Here is a 17,527-nt window from a genome sequence, read left to right on the forward strand (position 1 = left end):
GCACACTCCGACCACACGACAGCCTTGCAGACGCACTTTCCCCCGCCCGCGGCTCCCCCGCCCGAGGAAGCCGTCACCCCGTCCGCGCCGGCTCCGGCAACCCCACCGGCCAGGTGTGCACCGGTTCCCCGAGGTGGCTCAGCTCGGCGTAGCGCCGCGTCGTGGCAGCCAGCGCCGCCGCGCGCGGCAGCCCGCCTTCCAGCGCCCGGTGGAAGGTCGCGACCTGCCAGGACGCCCCGTTGACCCGGCGCCTGCAGCGCTCTTCGATCACGCCCAGGTAGAGGTCCCGGTCGGCCGGTTCGACGCCCCACGCATCCAGCCCTGCCTCGGCGAGCGGCAGCAGTTCGTCCCGTACGAGACTGACCGCTTCGACCTGGGTCGTCCCGCCGTACCGCCCGCGCCGCGGCCAGGTGAAGCGTGCGTCGATGCCGTACCGGCACGCGGCGTCGAAGTTGGCCGCGGCCGCCTCGAAGGGCAGGCGGGTCCACACCGGCCGGGGGTTCTCGGCGAGCGCGCGGACGATGCCGTAGTAGAAGGCCGCGTTGGCGATGACGTCGGTGACGGTGGGCCCGGCGGGCAGGACGCGGTTCTCGACGCGCAGATGCGGGACGCCGTCGGCGATCCCGTACACGGGACGGTTCCAGCGGTACACCGTGCCGTTGTGCAGGACGAGCTCGGCGAGTTTCGGAACGCCCCCGGCGTCGAGCACCGCAAGCGGATCCTCGTCGTCGCAGATCGGCAGCAGCGCGGGGTAGTAGCGCAGGTTCTCCTCGAACAGGTCGTACGCCGAGCTGATCCACCGCTCCCCGAACCAGGTGCGCGGCCGGACCCCCTGGGCCTGCAGTTCGGGCGGGCGGGTGTCGGTGGACTGCTGGAACAGCGGCGGCCGGGACTCGCGCCACAGCTCGCGACCGAACAGGAAGGGCGAGTTGGCGCCGACGGCGATCTGTGCCGCGCAGGCCGCCTGTGCGGCGTTCCACACGTCGGCGAAACGGGCCGGGGTGACCTGGAGGTGCAGTTGCACGGAGGTGCAGGCGGCTTCGGGCGCGATCGACTTCGACGTGCAGGTCAGATGCTCGACGCCGTCGATGTCGAGGGTGAAGTCCTCGCCGCGGGCGGCCACGATCTGATCGTTGAGGAGGGTGTAGCGGTCGACGTCGGAGAGGTTCGAGGAGACCAGATCGTCGCGGTCGAGTGTGGGCAGAATGCCGATCATCACGATTCCCGCGTCGACCTCACCCGCTTTCCGGTGGGCATATGCCAGGGACGTACGGACTTCTTCCGCGAGCCGATCGAATACCCGGCCACCCAACCTGTGTGGGGCTATGTTGACTTCCAGGTTGAACATGGCGAGCTCTGTTTGGAAATCTCGGCTTGCGATCTTTTCCAGAACCTGCGCATTGAGCATTCTCGGCATGCCGTCGGCCCCGGCCAGATTCAGTTCGATCTCCAGACCCATGAGGTTCTTCGGGCGATCGAACCGCTTCTCCTCCAGCAGCCGCTCCAGGCCCCGCAGACACTGCCGGAGCTTGGTGCGGTAGCGCTGGCGATCAGACAGGTCGAACGCGCCCGCCACGACCTTCTCCCCCATCGAAGCGTCCCTCCTCGGTGGGCAGGCCTGAGATCCGGCCGCCGGTGTCCGGGTCAGGGGGGATGATGCCCAGCCCGGGCGATCCGTAACGCCCGCGGCGCATGCCCGCACCCGCTACTCTGGTCACTCGGGCCAGAGATGACCGGCGGCACATTCACCGGGCAGGTGCACCGCACACTTTCCGGTGCGGGGAACTCGTGAAAAACGCCGACGCAAATTAGCCGACCGCACCGGGAGCATTTCCCGAGGTCACCGCCGTGCGACCGGTTCGGAATCGGGATGTTTTCCACGTATCGCCGACCGAATGAACCCTTGTGCGAGTGCCCGGAAGCGTTTAGATGAAACACTGGCTGAACAAATGTCGTATAAACTCCGCGGAAGACAGAAGGTTGGCGCCCGCGGTCGGAGGAACCTGCCGTCGAGATGGCGTACGGCAGGCCTCACACCCACGCCCCTCTCGCACAGACCCGGCCCTCGCCTCTCTGTCCCCGTGAGCTGACAGCGCCGTCCGCCCCCGCCACCTCGCGCCTACTTGCCTGTCGAATGAGAGGCGACCCACCATGCCGCTGCATGTCCCCCCGGCTCCCGCGCCCGCGCTCCGTTCCGTCTCACAGCACTCGGTTCCCCACCGCCGTCCGCGAGGCCCGAACCCCCTCCCTGCGCGGCGCCCACGGTCCCGCCACACCCGAACTCGCTTTGCCCGTCCATGTTCTGGACCGGATCACCGCCAAGGGCACACCCGTCACCCGGCTGGCCGGCTGGCGCTTCCTGATCCGGTGCGGCGACCAGGCAGTGGCCGCGGCGGAGACCATGCTCACGCCCGACGGCTGGGCGTTCTCGCACTTCTTCGAGGGGCCGTACATCGCCTCCACCGAGCGTGCACTGCGCCAGACCGAGACACTCGCCCAGTCGTACCAACCGCGCCTGCTGTCCGTGCCGGGCCTCTACATGCTCACGCTCTGGCTGCACGGCGACTGCGCCGCCGACGGCGCGGCCGGCCACCTGGCCGCGCCGGACCTGCTGGTACCGCTGGCCCCCGCGCCGCCCGGTATCGCGGCCCACCGTCCGCACCGGGTCGCCGAGTTGCTGCCGGTACTCACCCTTCGCTCCACTCCGGCACCGCTGATGGGTTCGCCGGCCTGAGGTACAGCCTTCCGTGCCCCGATGCCGGGCTCCCGGCGTCGGGGCACGGCGGCGTTTTCGTATAGCACCGCAGGTCAATTGCTCGTAAGAGCGCTCAATCGCTCGTCCGAGCCGGAAATTTCCGCGCGTCCCGTACGGACTAGCCCCGTCCGGCCATCTTGAACCATCCGAAAGGACTGTCCAGTTGGCGTGAACCGTCCGGGCGAGTGATGCGTCATCAACCTGTGAAGAAGCGGTGCAGCCAAATCCCTGCGGAATGGCGCCCGTGAGGCAACACTGGGTTCGACCGACACAGTCGCAACGGGGGCGGCCATGAACACCACGACAGAGCGAAAGATCCCTCCCATGTGCCAGCACCAGCCACCGTGCCCCACCGCAAACTCCGCCGACCGGGAATCCGCCCGTCTCGTGGCGCACCACCCGGAGCAGGGCTGGAGCCTGCTGTGCAACGGAGTTGTGCTCTTCGAGGACACCGGTGAGCTCCTGCCGGACGGCCAGATCATCGCGCCCCACCGACTGCTGGACGGCAGCCGGGTGATGACCGCCGCCTGAGCACCTACCGGGCGGCACGCACACCGTCCGAAGACTCGAGGGGCCGGCCCGCGGACGCACCCCCGCGAACCGGCCCCGACGCGTGTTCCACGACGGTCACTGCCTGTAGTCGGTCATGTGCCCCGCTACAGAAGTGCTCCGGCTTGATCAGGGCCACCACCACGTAGGCCAGCAGGGCGATCGCGACGATCAGCCCCACCACGTTCTCGGCCGTCACAGGTTCCTCGCATATCGCATCGAAAAGGGCGTGGGGCACCCCCGGTCGAGGGCGTGGCTGTCACCCGACCGGAGGTGGACCTCGGGGGCGGCGCGGGCCTACAGGCCCACGTCACGGCTGCGGATGTCGTCCAGGGACTCGCGGCGGACCAGGACCCGGGCGCGGCCGTCCGCGACGGCGGCCACCGGCGGGCGGCCGACCATGTTGTAGCCGGAGGCCATGGAGAGGTGGTACGCGCCCGCCACGGGGACGGCGAGCAGGTCGCCGGGCCGTATGTCCTCGGGCAGTTCCACATCGGCGGCGAGGACGTCCCCGGCCTCGCAGTGTCGGCCGACGACGGTCACCGGGGGCCGGGGCGGCGCTGCTGTGCCGGCCGATCAGCCGGGGCGCGTAGCGCACGCCGTACAGGGCGGGCCGCGGGTTGTCGCTCATGCCGCCGTCGACGGCGACAAAGACATGCGAGCCCGTACGCTTCACGGCCAGCACGTGGTAGAGGGCGACACCGGCCGGACCGGCGATGGCGCGGCCCGGTTCGATCATCAGCCGGGGCACCGTGAGCCCGGCCGCCGCGCACGCCTCGACCAGTTCGGCGCGCACCTTGCGGGCCAGCGACGTGAGGTCCAGGGCGGGTTCGCCCGGGCGGTAGGCGATGCCGTGGCCGCCGCCGAGGTCGAGTTCGGTCAGGACGAGGCCGTGCTGCTCGTGCAGCCGGGCCATCAGGCCGACCATGCGGCGTACGGCCGACAGGTACGGCTTGACGCTGGTGATCTGCGAGCCCAAGTGGCAGTGCAGGCCGGTCAGTTCGAGCTGCGGCTGGTCGAGTATGCGGACAATGGCGTGCTGGGCGTAGCCGTAGGAGATGGACAGGCCGAACTTCTGGTCGTCGGTGCCGGTGCGGATCTTCGCATGGCCGCCGACGCTGATGCCGGGCACCACCCGGACCATGACCTTCTGGTGCCCCTCGGGCCCGACGGCCGCCGCCAGTCGGGCGATCTCGGACGGACCGTCGATGACGATCCGTCTGACGCCGAACCGCAGCGCGGTCTCAAGGTCCCTGGGCGACTTGGCGTTGCCGTGCAGCACGATCTTCTCCGGCGGGAAGCCGGTGGTGACCGCCAACTCCAGCTCACCGGCGGAGCAGACGTCGAGTCCGAGGCCTTCCTCCTCCACCCAGTGGACCATCGCGCGGCACAGGAACGCCTTGGCCGCGTACACGACGTCGGCGTCGGGGAAGGCGTGCCGGTAGGTGCGGCAGCGTTCGCGCACCTCTGCCTCGTCGAGGACGTAGACGGGGGTGCCGAAGCGGTCGGCGATCTCGGCGAGCGGTACGCCGCCGACGGCGAGCTCGCCGGGCTGCGGCTCGGTGGCGGAGGCCGGCCACACCGACAGGGCGTCGGTGGTGGTGACGGCTGGTTCGTGAAGAGTCGTCATGGTGCTGGTACCTCTCAACCGATCCACAGCGCGAGTGCCGAGACGAGGGCGGCGGCGCCGGTCACGCGCAGCGCGCCGACGGCCTGGGGGTCCCAGGCGGTAGGGCGGGGAGCGTCCGGCGCGGGGTGCCCGAGAGCGGGGGCGCTCACCGGCGCGGTCGCCGTGGAGGTGTCCCTGGCGGGTGCGGGGGCGGAGAACTGGGGGTCGATCGTGACGGTGGTGACCCCGAGCAGCGCGGTCAGTGAGCGCAGCGCGGGTTCGGCCAGCCGGATCCACGCCTGGTCGGGGCCCAGGGTCGCCCTCAGCCGGCGCTCGGAGGTGAAGCCCACGGCCGTACGCTCGCCGAGAGGGCTGCGGAAGAGCCGGGTCGTACAGCCTGCCGGTCCCGGCCGGACCGGAACGTACAGAGGTCCGGCCGGGAACCGATCGGAAGGCTCCGGGTCTTCGCACATGAGATCTGGCATGGGATGCCTCCTGGAGGATCCGAGCTGATTGCTTTTCAGTGGCTTGCCCCGAACGCGGGGAGGCGGGCCGGGGCTCACGCTTGACGCTAAGCCCGCCCCAGGCGGCACCGACGGGTCATGACGCGACGCTGACGGCGATCGGGCCGACGCTGACGGAGCGGTCGGTCAGCCCTGGTGGAAGGTGCTAGAGGTGTGCAAAGAAGTGATGCCCCGCCTGTTCCCGGCCGTCGCGCCGGGGTGGGATGGAGGGGCGGCCCCTCAAGGCCGCCCGCGGGCCGCGGCTGCGCGGGTGTGTGCGAAGGAACGGTGGGGTCATTGTCCGGTCACGACAGCTCCGGTCCCGCTCGGGTCGTCGTCGGCGTGAGCGGTTCCCTGGGGAGCCTGACCGCTCTCACGCTGCCCACGAGGCCCGGCGCCGAGGTGCCGAGCTGTGGCCGGTGCCGGCCTGGGAGCCGCCCGGCGGGGAGTTCGCCGGAGGTCGGTCCCAGCCGCCGTGCGGGCTGGTCGACCAGTGGCAGGAGCCGGCCCGGGAGCGGCTGCTCACCGCGCTCGGGGACGTCTTCGGCGAACGGGGCCCCGGGGCCGCGATGTGGGCGCTGGTGGCGCGCAGCACGCCGGGCCGGGTCCTGGTCGAGGTGGACCATGGGAAGGGTCTCCGGGATGTCGAGATCCACGCTGCCCTCCGGCACGCCCCCGAGGGCCATGGGCACCACCTCGTCGAGGTCGATCTCGCGGATGATCGGCGTGACCGTGCCGGTCTGCAGGCGGGACATGTCGAGCAGGTTGCCGACCAGGTGGTCGAGGCGGTCGGCGCCCTCCTCGATCGCCTCCAGCAGGGCCGCCCGGTCCTCCTCGGACCACTCGACGTCGTCCGAACGCAGCGACGTGACCGACGCCTTGATGCCGGCCAGGGGCGTCCGCAGGTCATGGCTGACGGCGGCCAGCAGGGCCGTGCGGATGCGGTTGCCCTCGGCCAGCGTGCGGGCCCGGTCGGCCTCCTCCTGGAGCCGGCGGCGGTCCAGGACGACCACGGCCTGCGCGGCGAACGCGGCCAGCACCCGGCGGTCCTCGGCGGGCAGCACCCGCCCGGTCAGTGCCAGGGCCATGTGGTCGCCGACCGGCATGTCGACGTCCGCGTCCTCCGGGCTCTGACACGGCCGGAGCCCGACGCTGCCCGCGCACGTCCACGGATCGACGTCGCTCTCACGCTCCAGCAGCGCCACCGACTCCATGCCGAAGGTCTCGCGCACCCGCTCCAGCAGCGCCTCCAGGCTGGTCTCACCGCGCAGCACGTTGCCCGCCAGGAACGACAGGATCCCCGACTCCGCCCGCAGACGGGCCGCCTGATGCGTCCGCCGGGCCGCGAGGTCGACCACCGACGCCACCGACACCGCCACGCCTATGAAGATCACCAGGGCGACGATGTTCTTCGGGTCCGCGATGGTCAGCCGGTGCAGCGGCGGGGTGAAGAAGTAGTTGAGCAGAAACGTTCCGAAGGCCGCCGCGGCGAGCGCCGGGTAGAGCCCGCCGAGCAGGGCCGCCGCCACCGTCAGCGTCAGGAAGAGCAGCATGTCGTTGGCGAGGCCGAGGTGAACGGTGTTCAGCAGGACCGCCAGGACCACCGGCCCGGCCAGGCCGACCAGCCAGCCCCAGATGATCCGGGCCCGCCCCAGCCGTGCACCGCGCGCCACCGGCAGCCCACGCCCCTTGGCGGCCTCGTCGTGCGTGACGATGTGGACGTCCAGGTCGGGACCGGACTCCCGGGCGACCGTCGCCCCCACACCCGGCCCGAACACGTACTGCCAGCTCTTGCGCCGCGACGAACCCAGCACGATCTGGGTGGCGTTCACGCCGCGGGCGAAGTCCAGCAGGGCCGCCGGTATGTCGTCGCCGACCACGTGATGGAAGGTCCCGCCGAGGTCCTCGACCAGCGTGCGCTGCACCGCCAGTTCCTTCGGCGAGGCGGACGTGAGCCCGTCGCTGCGCGCTATGTAGACCGCCAGCACCTCACCGCCGGCCCCCTTCTCCGCCAGCCGCGCCGCCCGCCGGATCAGCGTCCGCCCCTCCGGACCACCCGTCAGACCCACCACGATCCGCTCCCGACCCCAGATCCTCGACACCCGGTGATCACTGCGGTACTGCTTCAGATACTCGTCGACCCGGTCCGCCACCCAGAGCAGCGCCAGCTCCCGCAACGCGGTGAGATTCCCCGGCCGGAAGTAGTTCGACAGCGCCGCATCCACCTTGTCCGGCTGGTAGATGTTGCCGTGCGCCATCCGCCGCCGCAGCGCCTGCGGCGACATGTCCACCAGCTCGACCTGATCCGCCCGCACCACCTCGTCCGGGACGGTCTCCCGCTGCCGTACCCCCGTGATCGACTCCACCACATCACCAAGGGACTCCAGATGCTGGATGTTCACCGTCGAGATCACATCGATCCCCGCCGCCAGCAGCTCCTCCACGTCCTGGAAGCGCTTGGCATGGCGCGAACCGGGGACGTTCGTGTGCGCCAGCTCGTCCACCAGCGCCACCTTCGGCCGCCGGGCGAGGACCGCCTCCACATCCATCTCCGTGAACACCCCGCCCCGGTACCCGAACTCCCTGCGCGGCACCTGCTCCAGCCCGTGCAGCATCACCTCGGTGCGCGGCCGGCCATGGGACTCCACGAACGCCACCACACAGTCCGTGCCCCGCTCCACCCGCCGGTGCGCCTCGGACAACATCGCGTACGTCTTGCCCACCCCCGGTGCCGCACCCAGGTAGATCCGAAGCTTGCCGCGTGCCATGTTCACCCTTCGAAGCGGTAACCCATGCCGGGTTCTGTGATGAGGTAACGGGGATGCGACGGGTCCGCTTCCAGCTTGCGCCGCAGTTGGGCCATGTAAACCCGCAGGTAGTTGGTCTTGTTGCGCTGTGAAACCCCCCAGACGTCCTGGAGAAGCTGCTTCTGCGTGATCAGCCGGCCGGGGTTGGTGACCAGCAGCTCCAGCAGATGCCATTCGGTCGGTGTGAGACGTACGTCGTGTCCGTCCCGGACGACCTTCTTGGCGAGCAGGTCGATGGTGAATTCGTCCGTCTCCACCAGGGTCATCTCGGGGGCGAGCGGGATCTCCTCGGTGCGGCGGACGGCTGCCCGCAGCCGGGCCATCAGCTCGTCCATGCTGAACGGTTTGGTGACGTAGTCGTCGGCCCCCGCGTCCAGGGCGGCGACCTTCTCGTCGGACGCCTGACGGGCCGACAGCACGAGGATCGGGACGCGGGTCCAGCCCCGTAGCGCCTTGATCACGTCGACGCCGTCCATGTCGGGCAGCCCGAGGTCGAGCATCACGACGTCGGGCTGGCGGGCGGCCGCCAGGCGCAGGGCGGTGGCGCCGTCGAGGGCGGCGTCCACTCCGTACCGGCGTGCCTGCATGTTGATCACGAGAGCCCGGACGAGCTGCGGGTCGTCCTCCACCACCAGCACCCGGGTCATGGTGCGCGCCTTTCGTGTCGTCGTATGTGTTGTCATGGGCGCCGGCACAACCGGCTTCACGACGGCGGGAGTCGGCGGAACCGGGATGTCGTCCCGGTTCCGCCGACTCCCGCTCGGGTCCCGGTAACGCCATCAGCTCTTCGCCACGAGTTCCTTGAGCGCGATGTTGAGTTCGAGGACGTTCACACGGGGCTCGCCGATGAAGCCGAGGGTGCGGCCCTCGGTGTGCTCGTCGACGAGCTTCTGGACCTCGGCGACGGGCAGACCGTTCTGCTCGGCGATCCGGTGCACCTGGAGATCGGCGTACTGCGGGGAGATGTCCGGGTCCAGGCCGGAGCCGGAGGAGGTGACCGCGTCGGCGGGCACCTCGGAGGGCTTGACGGTGTATCCGAGGACCGAGTTGTCCTTGACGACGGCGGCCTTGGCGTCCTTCACCCACTGGATGAGCTCGGGGTTGTCGCCGGACCGGTTGGTCGCGCCGGACAGGATGAGCTTGTACTGGGTGTTGACGCTGTTGGTGCCGAGGCCGTTCTGCGGGCGGCCCTGGAACCACTTCAGGTCCGGCTCCGGGGTCTCCTGGCCCTTCTTCAGCGGCAGGTGGTACGCCTGCCCGGTCAGGGACGAGCCGACGACCTTGCCGTCCGCCCTGATCTCCGAGCCGTTCGCCTTGTTGTTGAACAGACCCTGGGCGATGCCGGTGACGGCCAACGGATAGATGACGCCCGTCACCAGGGTCAGGACGAGGAGGGCGCGCAGGCCCGCCCCGAGCAACCGGGCGGTGTTGGTAACCGAGTTGTTCATGGCGGTCAACCGATTCCGGGTATGAGGGAGATGAGCAGGTCGATGATCTTGATGCCGACGAAGGGCGCTATCAGTCCGCCGAGACCGTAGATCGCGAGGTTGCGGCGGAGCATCCGGTCGGCGCTGACCGGCCGGTACTGCACGCCCTTCAGGGCGAGCGGCACCAGCGCGATGATGATCAGCGCGTTGAAGATGACGGCCGAGAGGATCGCGGAGTCCGGCGAGGACAGCTGCATGATGTTGAGCTTGTCCAGGCCCGGGTGGACGGCCGCGAACAGCGCCGGGATGATCGCGAAGTACTTCGCGACGTCGTTGGCGATGGAGAACGTCGTGAGCGCGCCCCGGGTGATGAGGAGCTGCTTGCCGATCTCGACGATCTCGATGAGCTTGGTCGGGTTGGAGTCGAGGTCGACCATGTTGCCGGCCTCCTTGGCGGCCGACGTACCGGTGTTCATCGCCACGCCGACGTCCGCCTGGGCCAGAGCCGGGGCGTCGTTGGTGCCGTCACCGGTCATCGCGACCAGCTTGCCGCCCGCCTGCTCCCGCTTGATCAGCGCCATCTTGTCCTCGGGAGTGGCCTCCGCGAGGAAGTCGTCGACACCGGCCTCCTCGGCGATCGCCTTCGCCGTGAGCGGGTTGTCACCCGTGATCATGACGGTCTTGATGCCCATGCGGCGCAGTTCCTCGAACCGCTCGCGCATACCGTCCTTGACGACGTCCTTGAGGTGGATGACGCCCAGGATCCGGGCCCCGGCGCTGTCCTCGACGGCCACCAGGAGCGGCGTACCGCCTGCCTCGGAGATCGTGTCGGCGAGCGTGTCCGCGTCCTCGGCGACCGCGCCGCCGCGCTCCTCAACCCAGGTGATCACCGAACCGGCCGCGCCCTTGCGGATCTTCCGGCCGTCGACGTCCACACCCGACATGCGGGTCTGGGCGGTGAACTCGATCCACTCGGCGCCGGCCAACTCGCCCTGGTGACGCTCGCGCAGCCCGTACTTCTCCTTCGCCAGGACGACGATGGAGCGGCCCTCGGGCGTCTCGTCGGCCAGCGACGACAGCTGGGCGGCGTCCGCGACCTCGGCCTCGGTCGTGCCGCGCACCGGTACGAACTCGGCGGCCTGCCGGTTGCCGAGCGTGATGGTGCCGGTCTTGTCCAGCAGCAGCGTGGAGACGTCACCGGCGGCCTCGACCGCACGCCCCGACATGGCCAGCACGTTGCGCTGCACCAGCCGGTCCATGCCCGCGATGCCGATTGCGGAGAGCAGCGCGCCGATCGTCGTCGGGATGAGGCAGACCAGCAGGGCGACCAGCACGACCATCGTCAGATGGGTGCCCGCGTAGTCGGCGAACGGCGGCAGGGTCGCCACCGCGAGGAGAAAGACGATCGTGAGGGACGCCAGCAGGATGTTCAGCGCGATCTCGTTCGGCGTCTTCTGCCGCGCGGCGCCCTCGACGAGGCCGATCATCCGGTCGATGAAGGTCTCGCCCGGCTTCGTCGTGATCTTGATGACGATCCGGTCGGAGAGGACCTTCGTACCGCCGGTGACCGCACTGCGGTCGCCGCCGGACTCACGGATGACCGGCGCCGACTCACCGGTGATCGCCGACTCGTCGACGCTCGCCACACCCTCGACGACGTCACCGTCGCCGGGGATGATGTCGCCGGCCTCGCAGACGACCAGGTCACCGATCCTCAGCTCGGTGCCCGGCACCCGCTCCTCACGGCCCTCGACGAGCCGCCGGGCGACGGTGTCCGTCTTGGCCCTGCGCAGAGTGTCGGCCTGGGCCTTGCCGCGCCCCTCGGCGACCGCCTCCGCCAGGTTGGCGAAGATCACCGTCAGCCACAGCCAGGCGCTGATCGTCCAGCCGAACCAGTCGCCCGGGTCCGTGAAGGAGAAGACGGTGGTCAGGACGGAGCCGATCCACACCACGAACATCACGGGCGACTTGACCATCACCCGCGGGTCGAGCTTGCGGAAGGCGTCCGGCAGCGACTTGACCAGCTGCTTGGGGTCGAAGAGGCCCGCGCCGACACGGCCCTCGGGGGACTTGTGCCCGGTGGGTACGTCGCTGTGCGGCGCCCGGGTCGGAGTGGCTGTGGACATGGAGTCCTCTTGATTCGCTGTACGAGTGGTCATCACGCCAGCCCCTCGGCCAGCGGCCCGAGCGCGAGGGCCGGGAAGTACGTCAGACCGGTGATGATCAGGATCGCGCCTACCAGCAGGCCGGTGAACAGCGGCTTCTCGGTGCGCAGGGTGCCTGCGGTGACCGGCACCGGCTTCTGCTCGCCGAGCGAGCCGGCGAGGGCCAGCACGAACACCATCGGCACGAAACGACCGAGCAGCATCGCGATGCCGAGCGTGCTGTTGAACCACTGCGTGTCCGCGTTCAGACCGGCGAAGGCCGAGCCGTTGTTGTTCGAGGCGGACGTGTAGGCGTACAGGATCTCGGAGAAGCCGTGCGCCCCGCCGTTGGTCATGGAGTTGGCCGGGGTCGGAAGGGCCATGGCGGCGGCGGTCAGGACCAGCACCAGCGCCGGCGTGACCAGGATGTAACAGGCCGCCAGTTTGATCTCGCGGGTGCCGATCTTCTTGCCCAGGTACTCGGGCGTCCGGCCGACCATCAGACCGGCGATGAAGACCGCGATGATCGCCATGATCAGGATGCCGTAGAGGCCGGAGCCGACACCACCGGGCGCGATCTCGCCCAGCATCATGCCGAGCAGGGTGATGCCACCGCCGAGGCCGGTGTACGAGGAGTGGAAGGAGTCCACGGCACCGGTGGAGGTGAGCGTGGTCGACACCGCGAAGATCGACGAGGCACCGATGCCGAAGCGGACCTCCTTGCCCTCCATCGAGGCGCCGGCGATCTCGAACGCCGGGGCGCGGTGGGCGAACTCGGTCCACCACATCAGACCGATGAAGGCGACCCAGATGGTGGCCATGGTGGCGAGGATCGCGTAGCCCTGCTTGACCGAGCCGACCAGCACGCCGAAGGTGCGCGGCAGCGAGAACGGGATGGCGAGCAGCAGGAAGATCTCGAAGAGGTTCGTGAACGGGGTCGGGTTCTCGAAGGGGTGGGCGCTGTTGGCGTTGAAGTAGCCGCCGCCGTTGGTGCCCAGCTCCTTGATGGCCTCCTGCGATGCGACCGCGCCGCCGTTCCACTCCTGCGAGCCGCCCATGAACTGGCCAACCTCGTGGATACCGGAGAAGTTCTGGATGGCGCCGCAGGCGACCAGCACGATCGCGGCGACGAACGCCAGCGGCAGCAGGATGCGGGTGACGCCACGCACCATGTCCGCCCAGAAGTTCCCGAGCTCACCGGAGCGCGACCGCGCGAAGCCCCGGACGAGAGCCACGGCGACGGCGATGCCGACGGCCGCGGAGACGAAGTTCTGCACAGCCAGACCGGCGGTCTGCACGACGTGGCCCATGGCCTGTTCGCCGTAGTACGACTGCCAGTTGGTGTTGGTGACGAAGGACACGGCGGTGTTGAACGCCTGGTCCGGGTCGATCGAGGAGAAGCCGAGCGAACCGGGCAGAACGCCCTGGAGCCGCTGCAGCAGGTAGAGAAAGAGAACTCCGACCGCCGAGAAGGCGAGGACACCGCGCAGGTACGCGGTCCAGCGCATCTCGGTGTCGGGGTTGGCACCGATGCCCTTGTAGATCCACTTCTCGACGCCCCAGTGCTTGTCGGAGGAGTAGACCTTGGCCATGTAGTTGCCAAGGGGGACGTGGATGATCGCCAGCGCGCCTATGAGGGCGAGCAGTTGGAGGACGCCGGCAAATACGGGACCCATGTCGGTACTCAGAACCTCTCCGGGAAGATCAGGGCGAGGACGAGATAGCCCAGCAGGGCGACGGCCACGATCAGGCCGACGACGTTTTCGGCGGTCACAGCTTCGTCACCCCCTTGGCAACGAGGGCCACCAGCGCGAAGAGCGCGATCGTGGTGACAACGAAGGCCAGATCGGCCATCGTGAGCTCCTGGAGTCGAGGTTCGGTTGGACAAGGACGTTTAGAGGAAACCGCGTCTGTGGCTGGATTCGACCGTCATTGACGGCTCCCTTACGGGACACTGCGCGGCTTTGACGGGACTCTTACGGGCACCCTTCGAATGTCAGGTCAGCCGGAACCGCAAGCGGCAGATCACCGCGTCGGTGTCCCGGCGCAGGGCGTGCGCGACGACGGCGCCGCGCTGGTTCTGCAGCACCCGCTGCCAGAGCCGCTCCGGCTCGGTCTCCGGGATGAGCACGGTGATCTGGGTGCCCGGCTCCGCCACGGTGACGTCTCGGACGTAATCGGCTATCGGCCGGCCCAGGGTGCGGCGCTCGGAGGTCAGCTTGACCAGTGGCACGCCGGGGTCCCACTCGGCCCAGGCGCGCTCGAGGGCATGCAGCTGAGCCCGGTCCTCGGGGTCGGGGTAGCAGACGGTGACCGCACGGACCTCGTCGCCCAGGGAGGCGGCGGCCGTCAGGGCCTGGGAGGTGAGCCGGGACAGGGAGGATACGGGCACGATCACGACCGAGCGGTCACGGTGCGGGGCCTCGGGGATGTGGCCGAGGCCCAGCCGCTCGCCGATCCGGACGTAGGCCCGGTGCACGGTCTGGAAGGCCACGACCAGCAGGGGCAGGGCGATCACGATCAGCCAGGCGCCCTCCTCGAACTTGGTCGCCGTGACGACGACGGCCGAGACACCGGTCAGCAGCCCGCCGAAGCCGTTGAGTACGGCCTTGCCCCGCCAGCCCGGCCCGCGTTGCTCGCGCCAGTGCCGGACCATGCCCACCTGGGCGATGGTGAAGCCGACGAAGACGCCGATGGCGAACAGCGGCACGAGGGTGTTGGTGTCGCCGCCGGAGAAGAGCAGCAGGGCGGCGGAGACCAAAGCGAGCGCGAGTACGCCGTGCCGGTGGACCTGGCGGTCGGCCTTGAGGGCGAAGACGTGCGGCAGGTAGTTGTCGCGGGCGAGCAGCTTCAGCAGCACGGGGAGGCCGCCGAAGGAGGTGTTCGCGGACAGGGCGAGCAGGATCATCGTGGCGAACTGGACGACGTAGAAGGCCCAGTTGTGGCCGAGCGAGGCGTCCGCGAGCTGGGCGAGGACGGTGACGCCCTCGACCGGCTGGAGGTGGAAGCGGGAGATCAGTACCGACAGGCCGATCAGCATGACGCCGAGCACGGCGCCGAGGGCGACCTCCGCGCGCTGGGCGCGCTTGACGCGTGGTACCCGGAAGGAGGGGACAGCGTTGGCGATGGCCTCGACGCCGGTCAGCGCGCTGCATCCGGAGGCGAAGGCCTTGAGCAGCAGCAGGGCGCCCACGGTGGTGGCGTTGTCGGCCAGGGCCGAGGCGTGTCCCTGCGCGGTGACAGTGCTGACCGGTTCGGACCGGAAGAGCCCGACGCCGATCAGGACGAAGATCGAGCCGACGAAGATCACGGTCGGCACGATGAACGCCTTCGCCGACTCCACGATGCCGCGCAGGTTGACCACCGTGATCAGCGCGAGCACCACCAGGCACAGCCACAGCCGCTCGTCGTGGAGCGCCGGGAAGGCGGAGGTCAGGGCGGCCACACCGGCGGTGACGGCGACGGCCACGTTGAGGACGTAGTCCAGGACGAGCGAGGCCGCGGCGACCAGGCTGGTGCGTGCACCCAGGTGGCGCTTGGCCACGGCGTACGAACCACCGCCGTCCGGGAAGGCGGCGATCACCTGGCGGTACGAGGCGACCAGCACTGCCAGCAGGCCCGCGATGGCCAGCGTGACCGGGAGCGTGAAGCCGAGGCCGTGCGCACCGGCGGCGGCCAGCACGAGCACGATCGCCTCGGGCCCGTACGCCACCGACGCCATCGCGTCCAGCGACAGCGCGGCCAGGCCGGTGACGGCGGTGAGGCGATGCCGCTCACCGGTATCGGGCGGCTCCTCGTCGGCAGGGACGGCGCCCGGTGCGGCGGTCAGTACGGACATGGATGGGTGCTCCTTCGTACGGTGTGAACGACCGCGCAGGGCCTGCCCTGCGCGGTGCACCCAGGTTCTGTCCGGATCCGGCCGCCTTCGACTGTTCCTTGCGCGTTCTTCGCGCCGATCCAGCCGACTTTGACGAGACTTTGACAGGGCACGCGGACCGCTCAGGGCCCCGCTGGGACGGCGTCAAGAATCGACCGGGCACTCGTCAGAGTCCCGTCAAGCAAAGTCGACATGGCTCACCCGGTCTCTAGCGTCGGCGGTATGGAGCCCCCCGACGACGTGCGACACGATCTCTCCCCCGCACCGGAACGGCACTTCGACGCAGAGGCGTACGACCACCGCTGGACACGGGACCTGCACAGCGCGGTCCGCTGCGCGGCCGTACTCCTGGCCCTGCTGCTCCTCATCGACTGGGGCGCCGGCACCCTCACCCCATGGCGCACCGCCCTGTGGTGCATCCTCGCGGCGCTGCTCTTCGTGGTGCTGTGTCCGCCCCGCGTCTCGGCGGGCGCCGGCTGGCTGCAGTCGCGTTCGCTGCTGCGCACGCGGACCGTCCGCACCGACCTGCTGGTGTCGGTCCGCTGCCTGGACGGCGTCTCCCAGCGGCTGGTGCTGCGCGACACGTTCGGCGAGCGCGTCGAGATCGACCCCCAGGTCCTCGTCGCCAACCCCGAACTGTGGTACCGCCTCGACGAGGATGCGCACAAATCGGAGGCGCGCGGGTTGCTGCTGTGCGGGGCGACCGCGCTGAACCGCGTGGCGGAGCGGATCGACTGCGAGACCGCGCGGACGGTGTTCAGGGTGTCGGGGCTCGAATAACCCCGAGTAGCTCCAACAGCCCCGGTGGCGCTTGGCTTCAGCCCCGCCGATCCGGCGGATCGGGCTGCACGCCGCCGGTCATCAGGATGTCCGGACCACCCGGTTCCCCGCCCTCAGCTCCCGCCCCTGCGGCGGCCGCCGGTCGAAGCCCGGCGAGGCTGTCGTTCGACTGAGCCCGACCGCCGCCGCAGCCCCGGCCACCGGCCTCTGGCAGGTGGAGAGTTGACATCCCGTCGGTCACGAAAGGCCGGTCCCCGTACGTTCCGTCTCCCCGCCCCGGCCGGCTCGGCCAGCGGCAGTGAGACGACCATGGTCAGCCCGCCGCCGGGGGTGTCCTCGGGGGTGAGGGTGCCACTCATCGCTTCGGTGAGGCCCCGAGCCAGAGCAAGGCCCAGACCGAGCCCCGTGGTGTTGTCGGTGTCACCGAGCCGCTGAAAGGGCTCGCCTCGACGAGGTCGAGACCCTCGCCCACCGGGTGGTCGCCGAGCACCCGCACCTCGACGTGCTCATCAACAACGCGGGCATGGCCGCGCCGGAGCGGCACACTGTCACCGCCGACGGCAACGAGATCGCCTTCCAGGTCAACTTCCTGGCCCACTATCTGCTGACCTGCCTGCTGGAACCGGCACTCACCAGCGACCCGGGCGGCCGCGTGGTCAACGTGTCCTCCTCCCTGCACCGCACGGCGTCCATCCAATGGGCCGACCCGAACCGCGCCCGCCGCTACTCCCGGCTCGCCGCCCACGCCCAGTCCCGGCTGGCCCTGACGGTGTTCGCGGCCGACCCCCGCGTCACGGCGGTGTCGGTGCACCCCGGCGTCTGCGACACGGCCCTGCTCCCGCTCTACGCCCACGAGGGCGCCTCCGCGGCCGAGGCGCGGCGCACGTGGTGCGGCTGTGCGACCCGACCGTCGAGATCGTCAACGGCGCCTACTACGACCGCGCCGAGCGCGTCGACCCGGCCCCAGCCGCCACCGAGGACCGCACGGTCGAGCGCCTTAACAAGCTCGCCGACCTTCTCGTGGGCCGCAGCGCTTGAAGTCCGTGTCAGAGAAAGGAAGTTGACGTACATGTCGA

At 69.9% G+C, this 17,527-nt stretch carries 12 protein-coding genes and 4 pseudogenes; 4 read left to right on the plus strand and 12 right to left on the minus strand.

Features of this window, described 5'->3' with window-relative positions; all coding sequences use genetic code 11:
* Window positions 1-73 precede the first annotated feature (73 nt).
* A complete protein-coding gene (locus StrepF001_RS02975; protein WP_129796710.1) occupies window positions 74-1,591 on the minus strand; it encodes a glutamate-cysteine ligase family protein in 1,518 nt (505 codons plus the stop codon).
* Window positions 1,592-2,151: 560 nt separating this feature from the next.
* Between StrepF001_RS02975 and StrepF001_RS02980 the strand changes: the two are divergent.
* Together StrepF001_RS02980 and StrepF001_RS02985 are read left to right on the plus strand one after the other, a co-directional pair.
* Window positions 2,152-2,734, plus strand: a pseudogene (locus tag StrepF001_RS02980) (hypothetical protein).
* Between the two features lie 345 nt (window positions 2,735-3,079).
* Entirely contained in the window at window positions 3,080-3,286 is a 207-nt protein-coding gene (locus StrepF001_RS02985; protein WP_129797490.1) for a DUF5999 family protein, read from the plus strand.
* Between the two features lie 4 nt (window positions 3,287-3,290).
* On the opposite strand, the gene kdpF (StrepF001_RS02990) is transcribed toward StrepF001_RS02985, so the two are convergent.
* From kdpF (StrepF001_RS02990) to StrepF001_RS03035, 10 genes and pseudogenes are all read right to left on the minus strand, one after another.
* Complete coding sequence (gene kdpF, locus StrepF001_RS02990) at window positions 3,291-3,503, minus strand: K(+)-transporting ATPase subunit F (protein WP_129796711.1); 213 nt, start codon at window positions 3,501-3,503, stop codon at window positions 3,291-3,293.
* Window positions 3,504-3,601: 98 nt separating this feature from the next.
* A pseudogene (lysA, locus tag StrepF001_RS02995) lies at window positions 3,602-4,934 on the minus strand (diaminopimelate decarboxylase).
* A 14-nt stretch (window positions 4,935-4,948) separates the two neighbouring features.
* A complete protein-coding gene (locus tag StrepF001_RS03000; RefSeq protein ID WP_129796712.1) occupies window positions 4,949-5,398 on the minus strand; it encodes an SAV_915 family protein in 450 nt (149 codons plus the stop codon).
* 323 nt (window positions 5,399-5,721) lie between these two features.
* The gene (locus StrepF001_RS03005) at window positions 5,722-8,184 is read right to left on the minus strand and encodes a DUF4118 domain-containing protein (protein WP_240797269.1); all 2,463 of its coding nucleotides are present in this window, start codon (window positions 8,182-8,184) and stop codon (window positions 5,722-5,724) included.
* A 2-nt stretch (window positions 8,185-8,186) separates the two neighbouring features.
* A complete protein-coding gene (locus StrepF001_RS03010) occupies window positions 8,187-8,870 on the minus strand; it encodes a response regulator (protein WP_129796713.1) in 684 nt (227 codons plus the stop codon).
* 132 nt (window positions 8,871-9,002) lie between these two features.
* Window positions 9,003-9,671, minus strand: coding sequence for a potassium-transporting ATPase subunit C (locus tag StrepF001_RS03015; RefSeq protein ID WP_129796714.1), 669 nt, complete (start codon window positions 9,669-9,671; stop codon window positions 9,003-9,005).
* A 5-nt stretch (window positions 9,672-9,676) separates the two neighbouring features.
* A complete protein-coding gene (gene kdpB / locus StrepF001_RS03020; RefSeq protein ID WP_129796715.1) occupies window positions 9,677-11,776 on the minus strand; it encodes a potassium-transporting ATPase subunit KdpB in 2,100 nt (699 codons plus the stop codon).
* Window positions 11,777-11,808: 32 nt separating this feature from the next.
* Window positions 11,809-13,470, minus strand: a complete 1,662-nt coding sequence (gene kdpA, locus StrepF001_RS03025) for a potassium-transporting ATPase subunit KdpA (protein ID WP_129796716.1) — start codon at window positions 13,468-13,470, stop codon at window positions 11,809-11,811.
* Window positions 13,471-13,478: 8 nt separating this feature from the next.
* Complete coding sequence (gene kdpF / locus StrepF001_RS03030) at window positions 13,479-13,568, minus strand: K(+)-transporting ATPase subunit F (RefSeq protein ID WP_018566520.1); 90 nt, start codon at window positions 13,566-13,568, stop codon at window positions 13,479-13,481.
* Window positions 13,569-13,790: 222 nt separating this feature from the next.
* On the minus strand, window positions 13,791-15,632 hold the full coding sequence (locus StrepF001_RS03035) for an APC family permease (RefSeq protein WP_129796717.1): 1,842 nt from the start codon (window positions 15,630-15,632) through the stop codon (window positions 13,791-13,793).
* Window positions 15,633-15,893: 261 nt separating this feature from the next.
* Between StrepF001_RS03035 and StrepF001_RS03040 the strand changes: the two genes are divergently transcribed.
* Window positions 15,894-16,451 (plus strand): hypothetical protein, encoded by a 558-nt coding sequence (locus StrepF001_RS03040; protein WP_240797270.1) that lies wholly within the window; start codon window positions 15,894-15,896, stop codon window positions 16,449-16,451.
* 113 nt (window positions 16,452-16,564) lie between these two features.
* Here StrepF001_RS03040 and StrepF001_RS47220 read toward each other — a convergent pair.
* Window positions 16,565-16,894: pseudogene (locus StrepF001_RS47220) on the minus strand (ATP-binding protein); the annotation flags it as partial.
* Here StrepF001_RS47220 and StrepF001_RS03050 point away from each other — a divergent pair.
* Window positions 16,882-17,489, plus strand: a pseudogene (locus tag StrepF001_RS03050) (SDR family NAD(P)-dependent oxidoreductase); the annotation flags it as partial. The pseudogenes StrepF001_RS47220 and StrepF001_RS03050 overlap by 13 nt on opposite strands.
* Between the last annotated feature and the right edge of the window lie 38 nt (window positions 17,490-17,527).

Source organism: Streptomyces sp. F001, assembly GCF_004187715.1.
Taxonomy (GTDB): Bacteria; Actinomycetota; Actinomycetes; order Streptomycetales; family Streptomycetaceae; genus Streptomyces; species Streptomyces flavusporus.

Bases quoted from the DNA above. Each gene is read 5' to 3' on its own strand.
- kdpA (WP_129796716.1), bottom strand. From the start codon at position 13,470: ATGGGTCCCGTATTTGCCGGCGTCCTCCAACTGCTCGCCCTCATAGGC.
- StrepF001_RS03010 (WP_129796713.1), bottom strand. From the start codon at position 8,870: ATGACCCGGGTGCTGGTGGTGGAGGACGACCCGCAGCTCGTCCGGGCT.
- StrepF001_RS03000 (WP_129796712.1), bottom strand. From the start codon at position 5,398: ATGCCAGATCTCATGTGCGAAGACCCGGAGCCTTCCGATCGGTTCCCG.
- StrepF001_RS03005 (WP_240797269.1), bottom strand. From the start codon at position 8,184: ATGGCACGCGGCAAGCTTCGGATCTACCTGGGTGCGGCACCGGGGGTG.
- StrepF001_RS03015 (WP_129796714.1), bottom strand. From the start codon at position 9,671: ATGAACAACTCGGTTACCAACACCGCCCGGTTGCTCGGGGCGGGCCTG.
- StrepF001_RS02975 (WP_129796710.1), bottom strand. From the start codon at position 1,591: ATGGGGGAGAAGGTCGTGGCGGGCGCGTTCGACCTGTCTGATCGCCAG.
- StrepF001_RS02985 (WP_129797490.1), top strand. From the start codon at position 3,080: ATGTGCCAGCACCAGCCACCGTGCCCCACCGCAAACTCCGCCGACCGG.
- StrepF001_RS03040 (WP_240797270.1), top strand. From the start codon at position 15,894: ATGGAGCCCCCCGACGACGTGCGACACGATCTCTCCCCCGCACCGGAA.
- kdpB (WP_129796715.1), bottom strand. From the start codon at position 11,776: ATGTCCACAGCCACTCCGACCCGGGCGCCGCACAGCGACGTACCCACC.
- StrepF001_RS03035 (WP_129796717.1), bottom strand. From the start codon at position 15,632: ATGTCCGTACTGACCGCCGCACCGGGCGCCGTCCCTGCCGACGAGGAG.